The sequence below is a fragment of the Kribbella koreensis genome, from assembly GCF_039525325.1.
Taxonomy (GTDB): domain Bacteria; phylum Actinomycetota; class Actinomycetes; order Propionibacteriales; family Kribbellaceae; genus Kribbella; species Kribbella koreensis.
Genome location: NZ_BAAAHK010000013.1, coordinates 20,227 through 38,215 on the forward strand (window position 1 = coordinate 20,227; position 17,989 = coordinate 38,215).

Here is a 17,989-nt window from a genome sequence, read left to right on the forward strand (position 1 = left end):
CCGTCACCGGGTCAGCCCGTACGCCTTGGTGATCGTCTGCTGCAGCCGGCCGCCCGCGGCGTCGGTCGCGTCGAGCCTGAGGTCGACCGTGCCACCGGCGTGCGCGACAGGATGGTTGCTCGTGGCAACGTAACTGCCGGTTGGCGTTTTCGTCACGAGTACCGGTGTCCAGGTCTTGCCGTCGTAGGACTGCCACACCCTCACCCGGGTGAACGCAGCCGTCGGGGCGCCGGTCTGCTGGCGGAGGTTCAGCGTCACCTTCACCGCCGTGCCGACCCGCACCTGGCCGAAGGCGTTCGCCTGCGGCAGGTTGAGGTCCGCGAGCACGAGCGGCATCGCCTCCGCGGCACCTCCGCGCGACCTGAAGTCCCAGATCGACTGGACCCGGGGCGAGTACTTCGTCCACGTCCGCCTGGCGTCCAGGGTCAGCCGGTAGCTGCCCGGGGCCTCCGGTACCGGCCCATTGATGACCAGCTCATCCGCCTTCACCAGCGTCTTGCCGTCACGCTGCAGGGCCACCGCATAGGTTCCGTCCGGTATGCCACCCGGCTCTTCGTAGTGATCCGATCCCTGGGTGAAGCCCGCGAGACCGATCACCAGATTGCCGCCGGTTCGCTTGACCCCGGCGTCGGACGGCCACTTCGACGTCTTGGCCGGGAGGCCCGAGTTGATCACCGGGCTGCCCCATCGGATCGACTGACTTTCGCCCGCACGATAGCGATGCACGCCACTGCGCCAGAAGGCGGAGTTGTCGCCTTCAGCCGATTCGATTCGCTGCTCCCATTCACCGGCGGTCACATAGGCGATCCGATTGACCGGTCCGACCCCGAGCGGCCGGGTATCGAGCCCGTGCGCCTCGCCCAGCGGGGTGTACCCCACCCGGGTCTCCGCCAGGCGTGTGGCCTTGGTCTGCGCGCCGTACGTCTCCTGGATCCGCGCCAGCTCGGCGACCTTGGCGGCATACCGGGGATCGGCTGGGATCCGGTCCGGCCAGGCCTTCAGAAGGTCGTAGACGATCGGGGAGGAGATGGTTCCGTCGAGGCGGACCACCTGGCCGGGCTTCTTGGCCAGCAGGTCGGCGACGGCGCGCGACGTACGGAGTACCGGAATCTTCACGCCGGTGGTGGTCAGCGCCGTCGGGTTGGTCGACAATCCTGGCTCTGACGGGTTGTAGAACAGGACACCGGCGGCCTTGGCCTGCTGGGCCTCCAGCGCGAGCGCGTCCAGATCCGCGTCCTCCGGATCGGCGGCGATCAGCGCCAGCTTGCCGGCCGCGTGAGCCAGCTCTTTTACGACGACCAACTGCTTGCTTCCGGCAACCCGCGGCCCACCCGGCAGTTCGCCGACCGGCAGGCTCGCGCGGCCGAGGAAGAGCTTGTACGCCGGTGTTTCCAGCCGCGTCCCGGCGCTGAACTCCAGCTTGCCGATCGATACCGGCCCTGTCGGTACTGCGAGAGTCCGCACCGGACCGCCACTGCTCGACACCTCCTCGAACCCACTCAGCTTCCCGAACCGATCGAGCCGGTAGTACGCGAGCGTCGTCCGCCCGGCCGGCGGCTGGACCCTGCTGTCCAGCGAGACGCCCGCATCCACCGCCTTGCGCGCATCGAGCGTCAACTGCGTCGTCTTGGCGACCTTGACCTGCGGCAACGCGACGACGGTGAACGTGTCCGGCGCGGAGTCCGTCGCGGGCTGGAAGAAGGTGGACGAGACCGAGTACGTCCCTGGCGCGATCCGCATCTTGGCGATGCCGTTGAACATCTCCGGCCCGCCCAGACCGTCGAACGTGTCGACCGGCCCGCCATCGGGTCTGGTGACGAAGAGCAATTCGCCGTCGGCCGGCTTGCCGTTGCTGTAGTAGCCGCGCACCGTCACGTCGTACATCTCCGGCTCGAGGAACCACCCGTACGTCGTGACGAGCGGATCGCCCGTCGCCGGAGTCGCGATCACGCGCCCGGTGTGCCGCCCGACCTTGCCCTCGCCGGGATCGGTCGTCACCGTGACAGACGCGTTGCCGCCGGCCGGTACTACGACCTGCGTCGCGCTCAACCTCGGAGGCTTTGCGGTGTCGCCTGCGTCGAGCGGGGTGGTCAGCTTGAGCGTCACGGCTGTCTTGGTCGAGTTCTGGTAGGTGAGGGCTCGGCTGACGGGCTTGGGTGTCGGGTGTGGCCAGAGGGTGGTGCCGAACTCGAGTTCGCCGGTGTCGACGGTGACGCTGTTGTCCGTGGCCTGGTCGGCGTCCACACGTCCGGCGCCTTCGTTGTCGACCGGGCCTTTGGGGAGCGGGTCGGCCGTGGAGATCAGGCGGGCTTTGAGGCGGGTGGCGTTCCAGTCCTTGTGCTGTTGGGCTAGGAGGGCGGCCGTGCCGGCGACGTGGGGTGAGGCCATCGACGTACCGGTCAGGGAGGTGTAGTACTGGCCGACGGGAGAGCCGATGTCTGCGCCTGCTGCGAGCGGCGCCACGATGTCGGTGCCTGGGGCGCTGATGTCGGGCTTGGTCGCGCGGTCGGCGCGCGGGCCGTGGCAGGAGGTCTCCTCGAGTTCGCCGTTGCGCATCAGGTTGGCGACGGTCAGAGCCCGGGCGGCGGCACCTGGGGCGGCGATCTGGTTCTTGCCTTCGCAGTTGCCGGCCGAGACGACGAAGAGGGCGCCGGACTTCTTGCTCAGCGCGTCGAGCGTGCGGGAGACCGGGTCGGTGCCGTTGCTCTCGTCCTGGGTCCCGAGGCTCATGTTGACGATGTCGGCGCCTTGCGCGACGGCCCATTCCATCCCGGCGATGATGGTCGACTCGCTGCCGTCGCCACCGTCGTCGAGGACTTTCCCGTTCAGGAGCGTGGCGTCCGGTGCGACGCCACGGTACTTGCCCTTGGATGCGGCACCGCTGCCGGCGATCGTGCCGGCGACGTGGGTGCCGTGGCCGTAGTGGTCGGTCACGTTGTCCGCGGCGGAGAAGTTCTTGGCCTTGACGACTTTGCCGCGCAGGTCCGGGTGGGTTGCGTCGATGCCGGTGTCCAACACGGCAACCTTCACCCCCTTGCCGGTCAGCCCACGCTTCCACGCAGCCGGTACGCCGATCTGCGGCACGCTCCAGTCCAGCGCCGCCGTCACCTTCCGATCCAACGAAACCCGGCGAACAGCGCTCGTCTCGTCAACCGACTTCCAGAAGTCCCGAGCCGACCCTCTGCGCACCTTCTCCGCCCGAGCACCGAGCGAGGGCAACAACGTGCCTGCCCGCCGTGCCTTGGCCTGATCCCCGCTGTACTCCACGATCACCGGAATCGACGCCGACTTGCTGTCATCCCCCAACTCAGCCAGCAACGTCGTCACATCGAACAACCGCCGATCCAACCGCCCCGAAGCAATCGCCTCCCGAGCACCGGCTGGCACAGCAAACAAATGCCCACCCGCAGAACTAACCGACCCACTGCCCGCCCCCGGCAGAAACCTCACCCGTTCGGGCACCCCCGCCCGGACCTCCACGTCTACCCGATCGCCCGTAACCAAAGTCAACTGCCGATGCACACCCCCCGCCTGCGTCCCCACCTCCCACCCACCGGGCGGATCAGAGAGCGGGCCGGCAGCGGTGCGCTGAGCGGTGCCTGCTGTTGCGCCTGCGGCGGCGCCAACGCCTGCGGTCAGCAGTGCTGCGGACAGCAGCGCCGCCATCGGTTTGGTTGATCGCATGTGGAACTCCCCCGAGTTGTTGAGGGCGGGTGGGTCCCGCCTTCAGGACTGACGTTGGGGGATGGGGGTTGGTTCGTCTACTGGGAATCGGGGGTGGAAGGTGCCTGAAAGGGCAGCGGTTGCGAGGAAGGCAAGGGCTAGGACGGCGTAGCTGTCGCCCAGGAATTGTTCTGGCCAGGACCAGTGGCGGCCTTCGGGGTCCAGGAGTTGGTGAGGGCCGATGGCGAAGACGATTGTTGCTGTGAGCATCCACCAGTGGCGGGTGCAGAGGAAGTAGAGGGCGGCGGGGACTATCCAGACCCAGTGGTGGGACCAGCTGACGGGGGAGGACAGGAGGCCCCAGGTGGCTATTGCTAGGAGGGCTAGGACGTCGTCGCCTGAGGTGCGGGCTCGGCGGGCGACTACGGCGGCCAGTACGCCGGTTGCCGCGACCAGCCCGAGCCATAGGAGTGAGCGGAGCGCGCCGTCGGCCATCACGCGGCTCAGGAGCGCCTGGTAGTTCTGGTTGAAGGCGTAGGTTGCGCCGCCGATCCGGTCCGGGTCGAGTAGTACGCCGAACCAGTACTTCGCGGAGTCGGTCGGGGCGAGGGCGAATCCCAGCACGCCGACGCCGACGAAGGTCGCCATCGCGACGGCCGCTTCGCGGTACTGGCGGCGTACCAGGAAATAGACGACGAAGACGGCCGGCGTGAGCTTGATCGCCGCCGCGAGGCCGACGAGCGCGCCGCGGGGCCAGCGGGTCTGGGGCAGCAGGCAGTCCAGCGCCACCAGCGCCATCAGCATGAGGTTGATCTGGCCGAAGCCGATCGTCGACCGGATCGGTTCGAAGGCGAACGCCGCGACGGTAGCCGCCAAACCGAGGGTGATGGCGTGCTTGTTCCACCCCCGGAGCCGGTAGGCGATCACCAGCATGGTCGCCGTCAGGCCGGCCGCGCTGCCAACGCACATCGTCAGGTCGGCCAGCGGCATCGGCAGCAGATGCAGCGGGACGAAGAGCACAGCTGCGATCGGCGGATAGGTGAAGGGGAGCGCGACCCAGGGGACGAGCTGCCCGAATCCTTCCGAGTAGAGGCTGATGTCGTGCAGGTACGCGTAGCCGCCGGTCCGGTAGACATTCAGATCGACGTTGCCCGACCAGCTGAAGTAGAGCAGTGGGGTGAGGATGACCACTAGCACCAGGAGTTGCAGGCGCCGGCGCAGCAGGCCGTCGTACAGCGTCCTCATACGAGCTCTTTCTGGTTGGATGTAGTGAGCAGACCCGTTACCAGCAAGGCGATTGCGGCGATCGCGTACGAGTTGCCGACCAGCGCCTGCGGGAAGGTGTGGTGGAACTCCTGGTCATGCGCCCACGGCGCCAGCCACGGCAGTCCGATCAGGAACACGACGGTCCAGGCGCCAGCGAACACCTTCATCGCCGTACTACGAGCAGCCCACGACCACACCATGGCGACGGCCGGGAGGGCCCAGACCCAGTGGTTCGACCAGGAGATCGGCGAGACGAGCAACCCGGTGAATCCGGTCGCCACCACCGCGTCCAGCGGTCGGCCGGCGGCGTACAGGCGACGGGCGATCAGCAGTCCGGCGGTACCGATGATCATTGCACCGAGCAACCAAAGTGGAGCGGTCATGGTCGAGCCCTGGGTGATCCGGGCGATCGCGCCACGGATCGACTGGTTGCTGATGTAGTGCGCTGGGCCCGGGCGGCCCGGGTCGAAGATGTAGCGGGTCCAGAAGTCCACTGTCGGGCCGGGCATCACCACGTAGCCGAGCAGCAGGGTGCCGGCGGTAGCGGCTGTGGCGACGGCTGCCTCACGGAAGCGCTTGGTGACCAGCAGAAACACGATGAAGATGCCAGGCGTCAACTTGATGCCGGTGGCAACGCCGACCAGTACGCCGCGGAGCCGCCGCGGCGTGTAGCCGAGCAGATCGACCAGCAGCAGGGCCAGTAGGACCAGGTTGATCTGCCCCATCCCGAAGGTCGACCGCACCGGCTCGAGCAGCAGGCCCAGTGCCGCGAAGCTCAGCCCGGCGACGAGGGCGCGGTCCCGGGACCAGAGCGGCCGGACCGTACGGACGGTGACGAAGGCGATCGTCAGCAGCGAGACGGCCGACAGCGTGGTCATCAGCAGCCGGGCGAAGTGCTCGCCGATCGCCAGCGGAACCATGATCATCGCCGCGAACGGTGGATACGTGAAGCCGAGGCCCATCCCCGGGTACTTGTGGTGGATCGTGTAGATGTCCTCGCCGTCGGCGAAGCCCTTGGCTGCCGCGTAGTACACGCGCAGGTCGGACATCGACGACGACGGGGGCCAGAGCGCCACACAGAGGGCGACGACGGCGATCGCCGCCAAGGCGAAGTAGGGCAGCAGCTTCCGGGTCTTCACCGGCTCGAGAACGGGACTTGTGGTCATGTTCTCGAGCCTCGCGGCCGGACCCCACCCGCCACATCGCCGTCAAGAGCCTTCCTTGCTCACTGCAACGGATGACCGATCGCAACAGACCATCACTCCAAAGAGTGACGGCGCAGCCCCCTGTCAAGTCGCAGAATGAACAGGTGAGTGGACCCTCCCTGCCCTCGATCCGGCGATTCCTGACCGACCCGGCCAACCGGCTCTGGCTGGACGGGCTGCTGGCGGGCGCCCTGGTCGCGGCGATGGTCTACGACATCACCGCGAACCGGAGTCAGGGGACGCACTGGGCCTGGGCCGGAGCCCGGCCCGAGCTGCTGCTCTTCGCTTGCGCTGCTCCCGCGTCGCTGACCCTGCGCCGAGTGGCCCCGGAGATCCCCAGCGTGATCCTCGGCTTCACCGGCCTGCTCATCTATCCGGTGACTCAGACCCATTGGGTGCTGACGCCTGCCCTCGCGGTGGCGCTCTACTCGCTCGGCGTCTGGCGCTCCTGGCCACGATCGCTGGCGGTGGCGGCAAGCGGTCTCGTCGCCCTTCCGGTGGTGGGCCGGCTGGTCGCGGGCAGGCCGATTGCCCGGCTGGTCACCGACGTCGGCAGTGTCGAAGGAGACGAGCCGTGGGCGCTCAGGGCGTGGCCGATCTGGTTGTCGGCGCTGATGCTCGCCGCCTGGGCAGTGGGTCTGCTGGTGCGGATGGGCCGGGAGAACCGGCTGGCCGCGGTCCGGGAGTCCGAGCTGCTCAAGCAGAACCAGGAACACGAGCAGGTCCAGGTACTCCTGGAAGGCCGGTCACAGATCGCGCGTGACCTGCACGATGTGGTCGCCCATCACGTGAACCTGATCGTGATCCAGGCCGAGACCGGGCCTGACCTGGTCCAGCGTGAGCAAGGCGACGTACTGCAGGGGTTCCAGCGCATCGGCGACGCCGGCCGCAAGGCGTTGGGGGAGCTGGACCGGATGCTGTCGGCGCTGCGCGACGCGCACGGCGTACCGGATCCGTCGCTCACGCCCCAGCCGGGTCTGAAGGAACTGCGGGCGTTGACCGACGGCCTGTCCGAGCAGGGCCTGCCCGTCTCCTTGGAGATTCACGGTGAGACCGACCGGGTCCCCGACGGCGCGCAGCTCACGGCGTACCGGCTGGTGCAGGAGGCGCTGACCAATGTGGTCAAGCACGCGCGGGCGAGCGCCGTACAGGTGCTGGTCGAGGTGAGCGCCACCGGTGTCGGGGTGCGGATCACCGATGACGGGCAGGGCTTCGATCCGGACAGCCCGGCCGACGGCCGGCACGGCCTGGTCGGGATGCGCGAACGGGTTCGGGTCCACGGCGGCACCCTCACGATCAACTCCCAGCCAGGCATCGGTACGACGATCAGCGCCCTGCTCCCGTACTCCGAAGAACAGGCGAACGGATGAACACCCGGCTCAGAGCCTTCCTGGCGAGCACTCAGTCCGACATCGCGCTGGCGGTGATCGGCCTGGCGATCACGCAGGTGCAGCTGATCAAGGTGAATGGGGGATGGACCCACGCGTCGCTGGCGGTTCAGCTGTTCATGGCGGTCGCTCCGGCGCTGATCGCCATTCGGCGGGTCGATCCGGTGCTGGCATCGGTGGGGCTGCTGATCGGTACTTTTTGCTCGGTGGTGGTCGGGGACATCGACTTCGTCATCCTGGCCGGAACCGCGCTCGCCCTTTGGTCGTTGGCCTCGCGATGCCGACTCGTCACGGCGCTGGTGGCCGGGGCAGTGATCACCGCCTTGCCGATCGGGGCCAAGGTCAGCTGGCCCTTCATCGCGAACTGGCTGTTTCCGGCGATCTACGACGGTGCGGTTGACTACTCCAGCCTGCCGGACGCCTCGGATTCCTATCCGGGGGGCTACAGCCGGATCCTGTCGATGGAGTGGCCGGTCTGGCTCTCGGCCGCGCTCTTCGCGGTGTGCGTGCTGGGCGTGGTCTACCGGCTCGTCCGTCAGCGCGTGGTGGTCGAGCGAGGTGCCCGGGGACGCCTCGATGACCTCCGTGCCTTCGTACCTGCCGTGGTCACTCTCGATGGGGTCCTGGCCATGGCGGCGGCGTCCCTGATCCTGCTCGACCTCGGCAGGGACCTTGGCAAAGGGCTGTGGTGGAGCGCGCCCGGCTGGATGACTTACGGCATTGCGTTCTCGGCTCTGACGCTGGTACTTCGGCGTAAGTGGCCGGTCGTGCCAGCGGTGGTGCTCGCGATCGGCGCCCTGCTGGCGTACTGGCAGACGTCGTTCAGCTGGAGCATCGTCGGGGCGCTCGCGGTCGCCCTGTACTCGCTGGCCTCCAACCGACGGCTTCGGCTGTCGTTGCCTGTGGCAACCGCTGTGCTGGTGGCGCTGCCGGTCGTCGCCGAGCTGATCAGGTACTCGCAGATGAAGCTCGTCTTCCCCAAGCTGAAGGGGTATCTGGACTGGGACGGCTTCACCGGCCGGGAGCGGAACTTCCCGTACGAGATCATGGTCGACCACCAGTGGCCGGTCTTGCTGTCGGCCGCGTTGGCGCTGGCGGTCGCTGCCGGCGTACTGGCCAGGCTCTATCGCCGGAACCGGGCGGCCGCGGCGCGTGAGGCCGAGCTGGAGCGGCGGAGCGAGGAGCAGGATGCGGCGCAGGTCGTGCTCACCGAGCGGTCGAACATCGCGCGGGATCTCCATGACGTGGTGGCGCACGCGGTCAACCTGATGGTGATCCAGGCGGAGACCGGGCCGGATCTGTTGCGGCGTGGGGATCGGGACGTGCTGGAGGGGTTCCAGCGGATCGGCGACACCGGGCGGCGGGCACTCGGCGAGTTGGACCGGTTGTTGTCGGCGTTGCGGGATGCTGACGGGGTGCCGGATCCACAGCTGGCGCCGCAGCCCGGGCTGGCGGAGCTCAGGCAGCTGGTGCGGGACGTGTCGCATGACCGGCTCGCGGTCGAGTTGGAGCTGGACGGTGATCCCGAGGTGCCGCCGGTGGGGCACCAGCTCACGGCGTACCGGCTGGTGCAGGAGGCGTTGACCAATGTGGCCAAGCATGCCGAGGCGACGGGAGCGAAGGTGGCGGTGAAGATCAGCACCGAAGGGATTGCCGTCACGGTGACGGACGACGGGCGTGGGTTCGATCTCGCGGCGGCGCGCAAGGGCAGCCGCCATGGGCTCCCCGGTATGCGCGAGCGGGTCCGCATTCACCATGGGACCCTCGACATCCACACGTCTCCAGGCACCGGTACCACCGTCGAAGCCTGGCTCCCGGTCGCCGCGAAGGCGGAGGTGGGTCGGTGAGCGACGGGGGTGCGCCGATCAAGGTGATGGTGGTGGACGACCAGGATCTGGTGCGGGACGGGATCGCGATGATCCTGGACGGTCAGCCGGATATCGAGGTGGTGGCGCAGGCCGTCGACGGCGCGGACGCGATCCGCAAGGCGGCCGCGGTGCTCGACCTCGGCGTCGTACTGATGGACGTCCGTATGCCCGTGATGGACGGCATCGAGGCGACCCGCCGGCTGGCCGCCACGGTGAACGCGCCACGAGTCCTGATCCTGACCACCTTCGACCTCGACGAGTACGTGTACGACGCGCTGCGGGCCGGCGCCAGCGGCTTCCTGCTCAAGCGCTCGTCCCGCGACGAGCTGATCAACGCCGTCCGGGTGATCGCGGCCGGCGACGCGCTGCTCGCGCCACCGGTGACCCGCCGCCTGATCGACCGCTTCGCCGACAACAGCCTCGACCCGTCCGTCGCCGCGCGGCTCGACGTGCTCACCGCCCGCGAACGCGAGGTCCTCATCTTGGTTGCCAAGGGCAACTCCAACGCGGAGATCGCGGCCGGACTGCACCTGACCGAACACACGGTCAAGACCCACGTCAGCCGGATGCTCGCGAAGACCGGCCTGCGCGACCGGGTCCAGGCCGTCATCCTCGCCTACGACGCCGGCCTGGTGACGGCGGGCCAACGGTGAATGTCAGGCGTTGACGGCCGGGGCAAAACTCCGGAAAGATAACTGCGACGCCGCTGCAGCCAGCGCACCCCGTGAAGAACGAGGATCGCATGCGAAAGCTAGCCGCAGTACCTGCACTTGCCCTGTCCGCCGCCCTCCTGACAGCACCGGCAACCGCGCACGCCACGACCAGCGCCGCCACCTACTACGTCGACTCGTCCGCCGGCAGCGACTCAGCCGTCGGCACCAGTACTGCGACCGCCTGGCGCAGTCTGGCCAAGGTCAACGGATTCGCCTTCCAGCCCGGCGACCAGATCAACTTCAAGCGGGGCGGGTCCTGGACCGGCACCCTCACCCTGTCGCGATCGGGGACCGCCGCGAGCCCGATCGTCGTCGGCGCCTACGGCAGCGGCAACCTGCCGGTCGTCGGCGGCCCGGTCACCGACTGCGTGAAGATCACCGGCTCGTACTGGTTCGTCGGCGACCTGCGCGCGAGCAACTGCGAGTGGGCCGGCTTCGAGCTGTTCGGCGACCACATCGTGATGGACACCGTCCAGGCCGACGCCAACGCCGCCGGGATCTCGATCGTCGACGGCTCGGACGGCAACATCGTCCGGTGGAGCACGATCAAGGACAACACCAAGATGAGCGTGCTGACACCGAAGGACGTGGACCCCGACGACGACGCCGGGGCGTTCGGCTTCCTGGTGCACGGCAACGACAACCTGATCAGCCGCAACGTGATCGCCGGCCAGTACGCGTTCAGCTACGACTACGGCTTCGACGGGGCCGCGGTCGAGATCTTCAACGGCAACGACAACCGGATCGAGTACAACACCACCGCCGACAACGAGACCTTCACCGAACTCGGCCGCAACGGCACCGGCAAGACCGCGGACGGCAACGTGTTCGGCTACAACAGCGTCACCTCAACCAAGGCCCAGGGCGGCTTCCTGGTCACCCGCGGCGCGAGCAGCGACATCGGACCGGTCCGTGGCACCGTGGCCCGGAACAACTCCGTCTACCTGCCCAACGGCGACGGCTTCAGCTGCGACGAGGGTTGTGGCGCGGGGATCCTCAAGCTGAGCGGCAACATCATCAAGGTCGGCAAGAAGGTCGGCTACGAGGACGCCTTCGACACCGGCAACCCGGCCGACAGCGCGGACGAGGACCGTGGTGTCTACTCCGGAAGCCAGTACCAGTTCACGCTCGGTCCGAACTCGGTGAAGGCGGACCCGCTCTTCACCAGCGCCACCAACTTGCGCCCCAAGGCGGGCAGCCCGGCCATCGGACGCGGTGAGAGTTCCGACTTCGCGTTCGACCTCGCGGGCAAGCCCTTGGCCGGTATCGAGCACTTGGACGCCGGCGCCTACCAGTCCTGAAGAAAGTCGAGGGGGTGGTTTCAGCCACCCCCTCGACCGGCTACTTCAGCCCGTAGGCCTTGGTGATCTGCTGCTCCAGCTTGCCGCCGGCCGAGTCGCCGACGGTCAGTCGCAGCGACGGCGCCTTGCCTGCCTGAGCGGCTGGGTGCGTCACGGTCGTCCGGTACTTGCCGTCAGCAACCTTCGTCAGCGGCAGCGTGGTCCAGTGCGTACCGTCGTACGACAACTCCAGCGTCGCCTCGGTGAATTTCGCCTTCGAGCTGGAGCCGGCCTGGTGCCGCAGGCCGAGGGTGATCGTCGTCGGCTTGCCCACCTTGACCTGGTTGAGGTCGTCCGCCTGCGGCACATCGACATCCGCCAGCACGAGCGGCATCACCTCCTCGTCGCTACCGCTCGACCTGAACGACCAGACCGACTTCACCTGCGTCGAGTACAGCCAGAACGCCGCCTCCCGCTTGGCGTCGAGGGTGATCTTGTACTCCGCCGCGTCCGCGGGCACCTCAGCCCAGAGCCCCGGCTGGTCGGAGGAGGCGACCTCCTCGCCGTTGCGCTGGAGCGTGGTCGCGAACTCGCCGAGCCCGCCGAACGTGTCGCCGAACTCGAACGGCCCGCGCCGGAACGGGCTGAGGGAGACGCCCAGACCGTTGTCGGCCCTGCTCACGAAGGCGTACGGCGTCGTCGCCGCGGGCAGGCCGCTGTTCTCCACCGGCGCGATCCAGCGCTCAGTGGTGTGAGTCCCGGCCCGGTAGGTCCTGTCGGGTGTCTGGACTCCGGCGCCGTCGCCGTTGTTGTTGACGACGAGACTGCTGTTCCACTTGAGGCCGTTGGCGAGCACGTACGACGTACGGCGTACCGGTGTGGGCATGACCGGGAGCAGCCAGCTGCCGAATCCGCCGCCCAGCGGGGTGGTCGACGTGCGGATCTCCGACGTCTCGGTGCCCGCGACGTGCGCGCCGAAGATGTCGTCGACCCGGGCCAGCTGGTTCGGCTTCAGGACGAGCTGGGCGCCTGCCGGGACCTGATTCGCCCAGGCCTTCGCGTAGTCGTAGACGACCGGGGTCGCGGTCACGCCGGTGAGTTTGACGGACACCGGCCCCTTCTTCAGCCGGTCGATCAGTTGCTGGGCCTGCACGCGTGACGTGCGAGCGGCCGGGATCGTCGCTACGGGGCCGTCGCCGGTCGCCCAGTAGGCGAAGACACCGTCGATGCCTGGGTAGTCCGGGTTGTAGAGCAGCGTCGCGGCGGCGCCGGCGTCCTCGGCCAGCTTCACCAGCACGCCGTTCCAGCGCGGGTCGGTGTCGGTCGACTTGATCAGGACGAGTTTGCCCTTGGCGCCGGCCAGCTCACCCGGGTTCGCCGCGCCACCGTCGTACAGATCGAGGGTTTTGGTGCCGGTGAAGCGCGGGCCGACGTAGAAGTCGAGGGCGGTGATCGCCTTGCCGCCAACGACTTTGGCCCGGTACGGCGGAACCTCCAGCCGGCCGCCGGTCGAGAACTCACTCCGGCCGATCGTCGCCTTCGCCGTCGGAGTGACCGCGAGGACGCGGGGCGCGCCGGTGAACGAGATGCCGTTGCCGCCAGCGAGGTTGCCGTCGGAACCGTTGCGCAGGTAGGAGAGTCCGGCCTCACGGAAGGTCAGGTCCGGGCGGCCCTGTGCCTTGGTCTGGACCGGCTTCGTCTTGCGCGCGTCGAGCGTGACGGTGGTGTCCTTCGTGACGGTCGTTTCCGGGCCGACGACCAGGTCGAACCGCTGCAGGCCGCTCTCGGGCCACGTTCCGATGAAGGTGCTCGTCACCTCGTACTTGCTCGGTGGCACCCGGACCGTGACCGTGCCGTCCTGCATCGCGACGCCGAACGGGCCGAAGTCGATCGGTTCGCCGTCGAGCCGGGCGATGTTCAGCAACGTGTTGGCCGGGCTCCCGTCGTGGTTGATGCCCTTGATGGTGAGGTCGTAGAGCTCGGGCTCGGCGTACCAGCCGATGGTCGTCACGATCGGGTCCGCGCCGGCCGCGGTCGCTGTGACCCGACCCGAGAAAGTGCCCGTGCCGGCCGCCGCGCGATCGGCGGTGACGGTCACCGTCGCATCACCACCAGCCGGTACTACGAGTTGGCTCGCGCTGAGCTTCGGGGCCGCCTTGGCCGGGTCGAGGTCGGCGGCGAGGTCGAGTGTGACCGGAGAACTGCTGGGGTTGTGGTATGTCAGCTCGCGGCTGACCGGGTCGCTCGCGGGGTAGGGCCAGCGCAGTACGCCGAGCTCCAGCTCGCCCGTGCCGACCGTGACGCTGTCGTCGGTGGCCTGGTCGGCGTCGACGCGGCCGGCGCCTTGTTCGTCGACCCGGCTGCCGGGCTGCGGGTCGGCCGTCGAGATCAGGCGGGCCTTGAGTTGCGCGGCCTTCCAGGTCGGGTGGGCCTGCGCGACGAGAGCTGCCGTGCCGGCGACGTGAGGGCTGGCCATCGACGTACCGGACAGCGTTGTGTAGTTGTCGTCGACCGGGTCGCCGAGGCTGGTGCCGGCGGCGCGGGCCGCGACGATGCCGGTGCCTGGTGCGGAAATCTCCGGCTTGAGGGCGCCGTCGCCCTTGCGCGGGCCGCGGCAGGACGAATCGTTCAGCTCGCCCGTGCGAGTCAGGTTGCCGACGGCGAGGGCGTCGTCGGCGGCGGCCGGTGTGCTGACCGTGAACGGTTGTGGCCAGAAGCAGTTGCCTGCGGCGATGACGAAGAGGGCGCCGGTGGATCGGCTCATCTGGTTGACGGCCTGGGACAGGTCGTCGGTGCCGTCGCTGGCATCGCCGCCGAGGCTCATGTTGACGACGGATGCGCCCTGGGCCGTGGCCCACTCCATACCGGCGATGATGTCGGAGAAGTCGCCGTTCCCGTCGTCGTCCAGGACCTTGCCGACGAGCAGGCTGGCTTCGGGGGCGACGCCCTTGTACTTCCCGCCGGATGCAGCGCCATTGCCGGCGGTGATGCTGGCGACGTGGGTGCCGTGGCCGTTGTGGTCGACCGCGTCCGGCGTACGGGTGAAGTTCCTTGTATCGGCGATCCGGCCGGCCACGTCCGGATGGGTCGGGTCGATGCCGGTGTCGAGGATCGCGACCTTCACCCCCTTGCCGGTCAGGCCGCGTTGCCAGGCGGCAGGGGCGCCGATCTGGGGGACGCTCTGGTCGAGGTTGGCGGTGACCTTGCGGTCCAGCGAGATGTGCTGGACGGTGCCGGCGACCCGGTCGGTCTTGCCCGGGGTGAGGGAGCGCCAGAAGTCGGCGGCCTTGGTCTTGGTGATCGCGGCGGCGTTGGCGCCGAGGCTGGTGAGTGTGCGGGTTCTGGCTGAGCCGGGGATCTTGGCCTTGGCCTTCGTGAGGGCGGCGGGTCCGGAGTACCGGATGATGACGGGCATCGTCTTGCTGTGCGCGTCGTCGCGGTGCTCGGCGATCAGGGTGGTGACGTCGAACAGGGTGCGGTCGAGGCGGCCGGCCACGACATCGGCGGTGGCTGCGGAGGGTACGACGTACGTGTGGCCGTTGGAGTAGCTGGTGACGGCTGAGTCGGAGCGGCTGCCGCTGACCGGCTCGAAGGCGATCTGGTCCGGCTTGCCGGGGCGGGTGGTGACCCGGACGCGGTCGCCGGTGATCAGGGTCACGGTGGCGCTCGCCTGTTGCTTGGCGGGGTGGCTGCGCTTGGCGGGCTGGCTGGGTGGTGCTGACTGGGCGGGCAGGGGTGCCGCGGAGAGCAGGAGCGCGGCCCCCAGCAAGGGCGGGATCCAGCGATGGCTGGGCAAGACGGACCTCCAGTGGGCAGAAGCTGCGTTCTGTGAGGAAGACGCGACTGAGCGTCCGGTGGTTCTCGTTTCGAGGTTCCTCGAAGGGTCGGGCGGCCCGGGAGTTCCCTGAGTTTTCCCCAGGATTCGACAGAGTTGAGCGGAATGGACTCAAGTTTGGATAAGTTGTCTCTAGTAGGACCTGTAACTGAGCTTTGAAAGGCTGGAACCAGATGGACGTTCAGCGGTTGACGACGCTGGCCCGGGAAACCCTGTCGGTCGCGATCCGTCAGACGTCTGCGGCCGGCAACCCGACCGTGGAACCGATTCACCTGCTGTCGGCACTGCTCGCGCAGCCCGAGGGGACCACTGTCGGTCTGCTCGAGGCCGCCGGCGGTGACCTCGACGCGGTACGCCGCCGCACGGCGGAGGCGATGAGCCGCTTGCCCAAGGCGAGCGGTGGCAGCGTGCAGGCGCCGAGCCTGTCGCCGAAGACGAGCGACGTGCTCAACCAGGCTGAGCAGCGGGCGCTGGGGCTGGGGGACGAGTTCGTCTCCACCGAGCACCTGCTGATCTCGCTGGCCACCGTCGAAGGGGTCGCGCAGACCGCGCTGGGCGTGACTGCGGATGCGTTGCTGCAGGCGTTCGACAAGATGCGCGGCAACCGGCGGATCACCTCGCCGGAGGCCGAGGGTACGACGAAGACGCTGGAGAAGTACGGCGTCGACCTGACCGAGCGGGCTCGCGACGGCAAGCTCGACCCGGTGATCGGGCGCGACTCGGAGATCCGGCGCGTGGTGCAGGTGCTGTCCCGGCGTACGAAGAACAACCCGGTGCTGATCGGTGAGCCCGGCGTCGGCAAGACGGCCGTGGTCGAGGGACTGGCCCAGCGCATCGTCGCGGGTGACGTACCCGAGTCGCTGCGCGGGCGGCGGTTGATCAGCCTGGATCTGGGGGCGATGGTCGCCGGAGCGAAGTACCGGGGTGAGTTCGAGGAGCGGCTGAAGGCCGTGCTGACCGAGATCAAGGAGTCGGACGGCCAGGTCATCACGTTCATCGACGAGCTGCACACGGTCGTCGGCGCGGGCGCGTCCGGCGAGGGCGCGATGGACGCCGGCAACATGCTGAAGCCGATGCTGGCGCGCGGTGAGCTGCGGATGATCGGCGCCACCACGCTGGACGAGTACCGGACCCGGATCGAGAAGGACCCGGCGCTGGAGCGACGGTTCCAGCAGGTGTTCGTGGGTGAGCCGTCGGTCGAGGACTCGATCGCGATCCTGCGCGGGCTGAAGGAGCGGTACGAGGCGCACCACAAGGTCGCCATCTCCGACTCCGCGCTGGTGGCCGCGGCGACGCTGTCCAACCGGTACATCACCGGCCGGCAGCTGCCCGACAAGGCGATCGACCTGGTCGACGAGGCTGCTTCCCGGCTGCGGATGGAGATCGACTCGTCGCCGGTCGAGATCGACTCGCTGCGGCGTACCGTCGATCGGTTGAAGATGGAGGAGCTCGCGCTGTCGCGCGAGGAGGACGCTTCGTCGCAGGACCGGCTGGCCCGGCTGCGTGCGGACCTCGCGGATCGCGAGGAAGAGCTGCGTGCGCTCGAGGCTCGCTGGGAGAAGGAGAAGTCCGGGCTGAACCGGGTCGGCGAGATCAAGGAGCGGATCGACGAGCTCCGCGGTCAGGCCGAGCGGGCTCAGCGTGACGGCGAGCTGGCGCGTGCCTCCGAGATTCTGTACGGCGAGATTCCCGAGCTGACCAAGGAGCTGGAGGCGGCCGCCGCGGAGCCTGAGGTTCTGGACGGGCCGGACGCGATGGTCAACGAGGAGGTCGGGCCGACCGAGATCGCCGAGGTGATCGCGATGTGGACCGGCATCCCGACCGGCCGGCTGCTCGAGGGCGAGACCGGCAAGCTGCTCCGGATGGAGGACGAGCTCGGTCGGCGGCTGATCGGCCAGCGCGAGGCGGTCAAGGCCGTCAGCGACGCTGTGCGGCGGGCGCGGGCGGGCATCTCCGACCCGGACCGGCCGACGGGGTCGTTCCTGTTCCTCGGGCCGACGGGTGTCGGTAAGACGGAGCTGGCGAAGGCGCTGGCGGACTTCCTCTTCGACGACGAGCGCGCGATGGTGCGGATCGACATGTCGGAGTACGGGGAGAAGCACAGCGTGTCGCGGCTGGTCGGCGCGCCGCCTGGTTATGTCGGGTACGAGGAAGGCGGCCAGCTGACCGAGGCGGTCCGGCGGCGTCCGTACTCCGTGATCCTGCTCGACGAGGTGGAGAAGGCGCATCCCGAGGTCTTCGACATCCTGCTGCAGGTGCTCGACGACGGGCGACTGACCGACGGCCAGGGCCGGACGGTCGACTTCCGCAACGTCATCCTGGTGCTGACCAGCAACCTGGGTTCGGCGTACCTGGCGGACATGTCGATCGAGGACTCGGTCAAGCGCGACCAGGTGATGAACGTGGTCCGGCAGGCGTTCAAGCCGGAGTTCATCAACCGGCTCGACGAGATCGTTCTGTTCGACGCGCTCGGCTCGGAGGAACTGACCAAGATCGTCGGCCTCCAGATCGTCGCCCTGCAGAAGCGGCTGTCCGACCGCCGGATCACGTTGGACGTCGGCGAAGACGCGATGGAGTGGCTGGCCATGACCGGCTACGACCCGGTCTACGGTGCTCGTCCTCTCCGTCGCCTGGTCCAATCAGCCATCGGCGACGAACTGGCCCGAGGCCTGCTCTCCGGCACCATCCGAGACGGCGACACAGTCCACGTCCGCCTCAGCGAGGCCAAGGACACCCTGGAGGTCACCGCCGCCTGACCTCCGCCCGAAACC

9 protein-coding genes are annotated in these 17,989 nt (G+C 68.5%); 5 read left to right on the forward strand and 4 right to left on the reverse strand.

Features of this window, described 5'->3' with window-relative positions:
• Positions 1 to 3: 3 nt before the first annotated feature.
• The 3 genes from ABD116_RS24220 to ABD116_RS24230 are packed head-to-tail and all read right to left on the reverse strand — an operon-like array spanning position 4 to position 6,095.
• Positions 4 to 3,684, reverse strand: a complete 3,681-nt coding sequence (locus tag ABD116_RS24220) for a S8 family peptidase (RefSeq protein ID WP_343974477.1) — start codon at positions 3,682 to 3,684, stop codon at positions 4 to 6.
• Positions 3,685 to 3,726: 42 nt separating this feature from the next.
• The gene (locus ABD116_RS24225; protein WP_343974480.1) at positions 3,727 to 4,908 is read right to left on the reverse strand and encodes a glycosyltransferase 87 family protein; all 1,182 of its coding nucleotides are present in this window, start codon (positions 4,906 to 4,908) and stop codon (positions 3,727 to 3,729) included.
• Positions 4,905 to 6,095, reverse strand: a complete 1,191-nt coding sequence (locus tag ABD116_RS24230) for a glycosyltransferase 87 family protein (protein WP_343974483.1) — start codon at positions 6,093 to 6,095, stop codon at positions 4,905 to 4,907. The genes ABD116_RS24225 and ABD116_RS24230 overlap by 4 nt, the downstream gene beginning before the upstream one ends.
• A 143-nt stretch (positions 6,096 to 6,238) precedes the next feature.
• Here ABD116_RS24230 and ABD116_RS24235 point away from each other — a divergent pair, with 143 nt between their 5' ends.
• From ABD116_RS24235 to ABD116_RS24250, 4 genes are all read left to right on the forward strand, one after another.
• Positions 6,239 to 7,504 carry a sensor histidine kinase gene (locus ABD116_RS24235; protein WP_343974486.1) on the forward strand — a complete coding sequence of 422 codons (1,266 nt, stop codon included), beginning with the start codon at positions 6,239 to 6,241 and terminating at the stop codon, positions 7,502 to 7,504.
• Positions 7,501 to 9,369, forward strand: coding sequence for a sensor histidine kinase (locus ABD116_RS24240; protein ID WP_343974489.1), 1,869 nt, complete (start codon positions 7,501 to 7,503; stop codon positions 9,367 to 9,369). The genes ABD116_RS24235 and ABD116_RS24240 overlap by 4 nt, the downstream gene beginning before the upstream one ends.
• A complete protein-coding gene (locus ABD116_RS24245; protein WP_343974492.1) occupies positions 9,366 to 10,043 on the forward strand; it encodes a response regulator transcription factor in 678 nt (225 codons plus the stop codon). The genes ABD116_RS24240 and ABD116_RS24245 overlap by 4 nt, the downstream gene beginning before the upstream one ends.
• Before the next feature lie 89 nt (positions 10,044 to 10,132).
• On the forward strand, positions 10,133 to 11,404 hold the full coding sequence (locus ABD116_RS24250) for a hypothetical protein (protein ID WP_343974495.1): 1,272 nt from the start codon (positions 10,133 to 10,135) through the stop codon (positions 11,402 to 11,404).
• A gap of 40 nt (positions 11,405 to 11,444) precedes the next feature.
• On the opposite strand, the gene ABD116_RS24255 is transcribed toward ABD116_RS24250, so the two are convergent.
• Positions 11,445 to 15,179 (reverse strand): S8 family peptidase, encoded by a 3,735-nt coding sequence (locus ABD116_RS24255; RefSeq protein ID WP_343974498.1) that lies wholly within the window; start codon positions 15,177 to 15,179, stop codon positions 11,445 to 11,447.
• A 212-nt stretch (positions 15,180 to 15,391) separates the two neighbouring features.
• Between ABD116_RS24255 and clpB the strand changes: the two genes are divergently transcribed.
• Positions 15,392 to 17,974 carry an ATP-dependent chaperone ClpB gene (clpB, locus tag ABD116_RS24260; RefSeq protein ID WP_343974501.1) on the forward strand — a complete coding sequence of 861 codons (2,583 nt, stop codon included), beginning with the start codon at positions 15,392 to 15,394 and terminating at the stop codon, positions 17,972 to 17,974.
• Positions 17,975 to 17,989 lie beyond the last annotated feature (15 nt).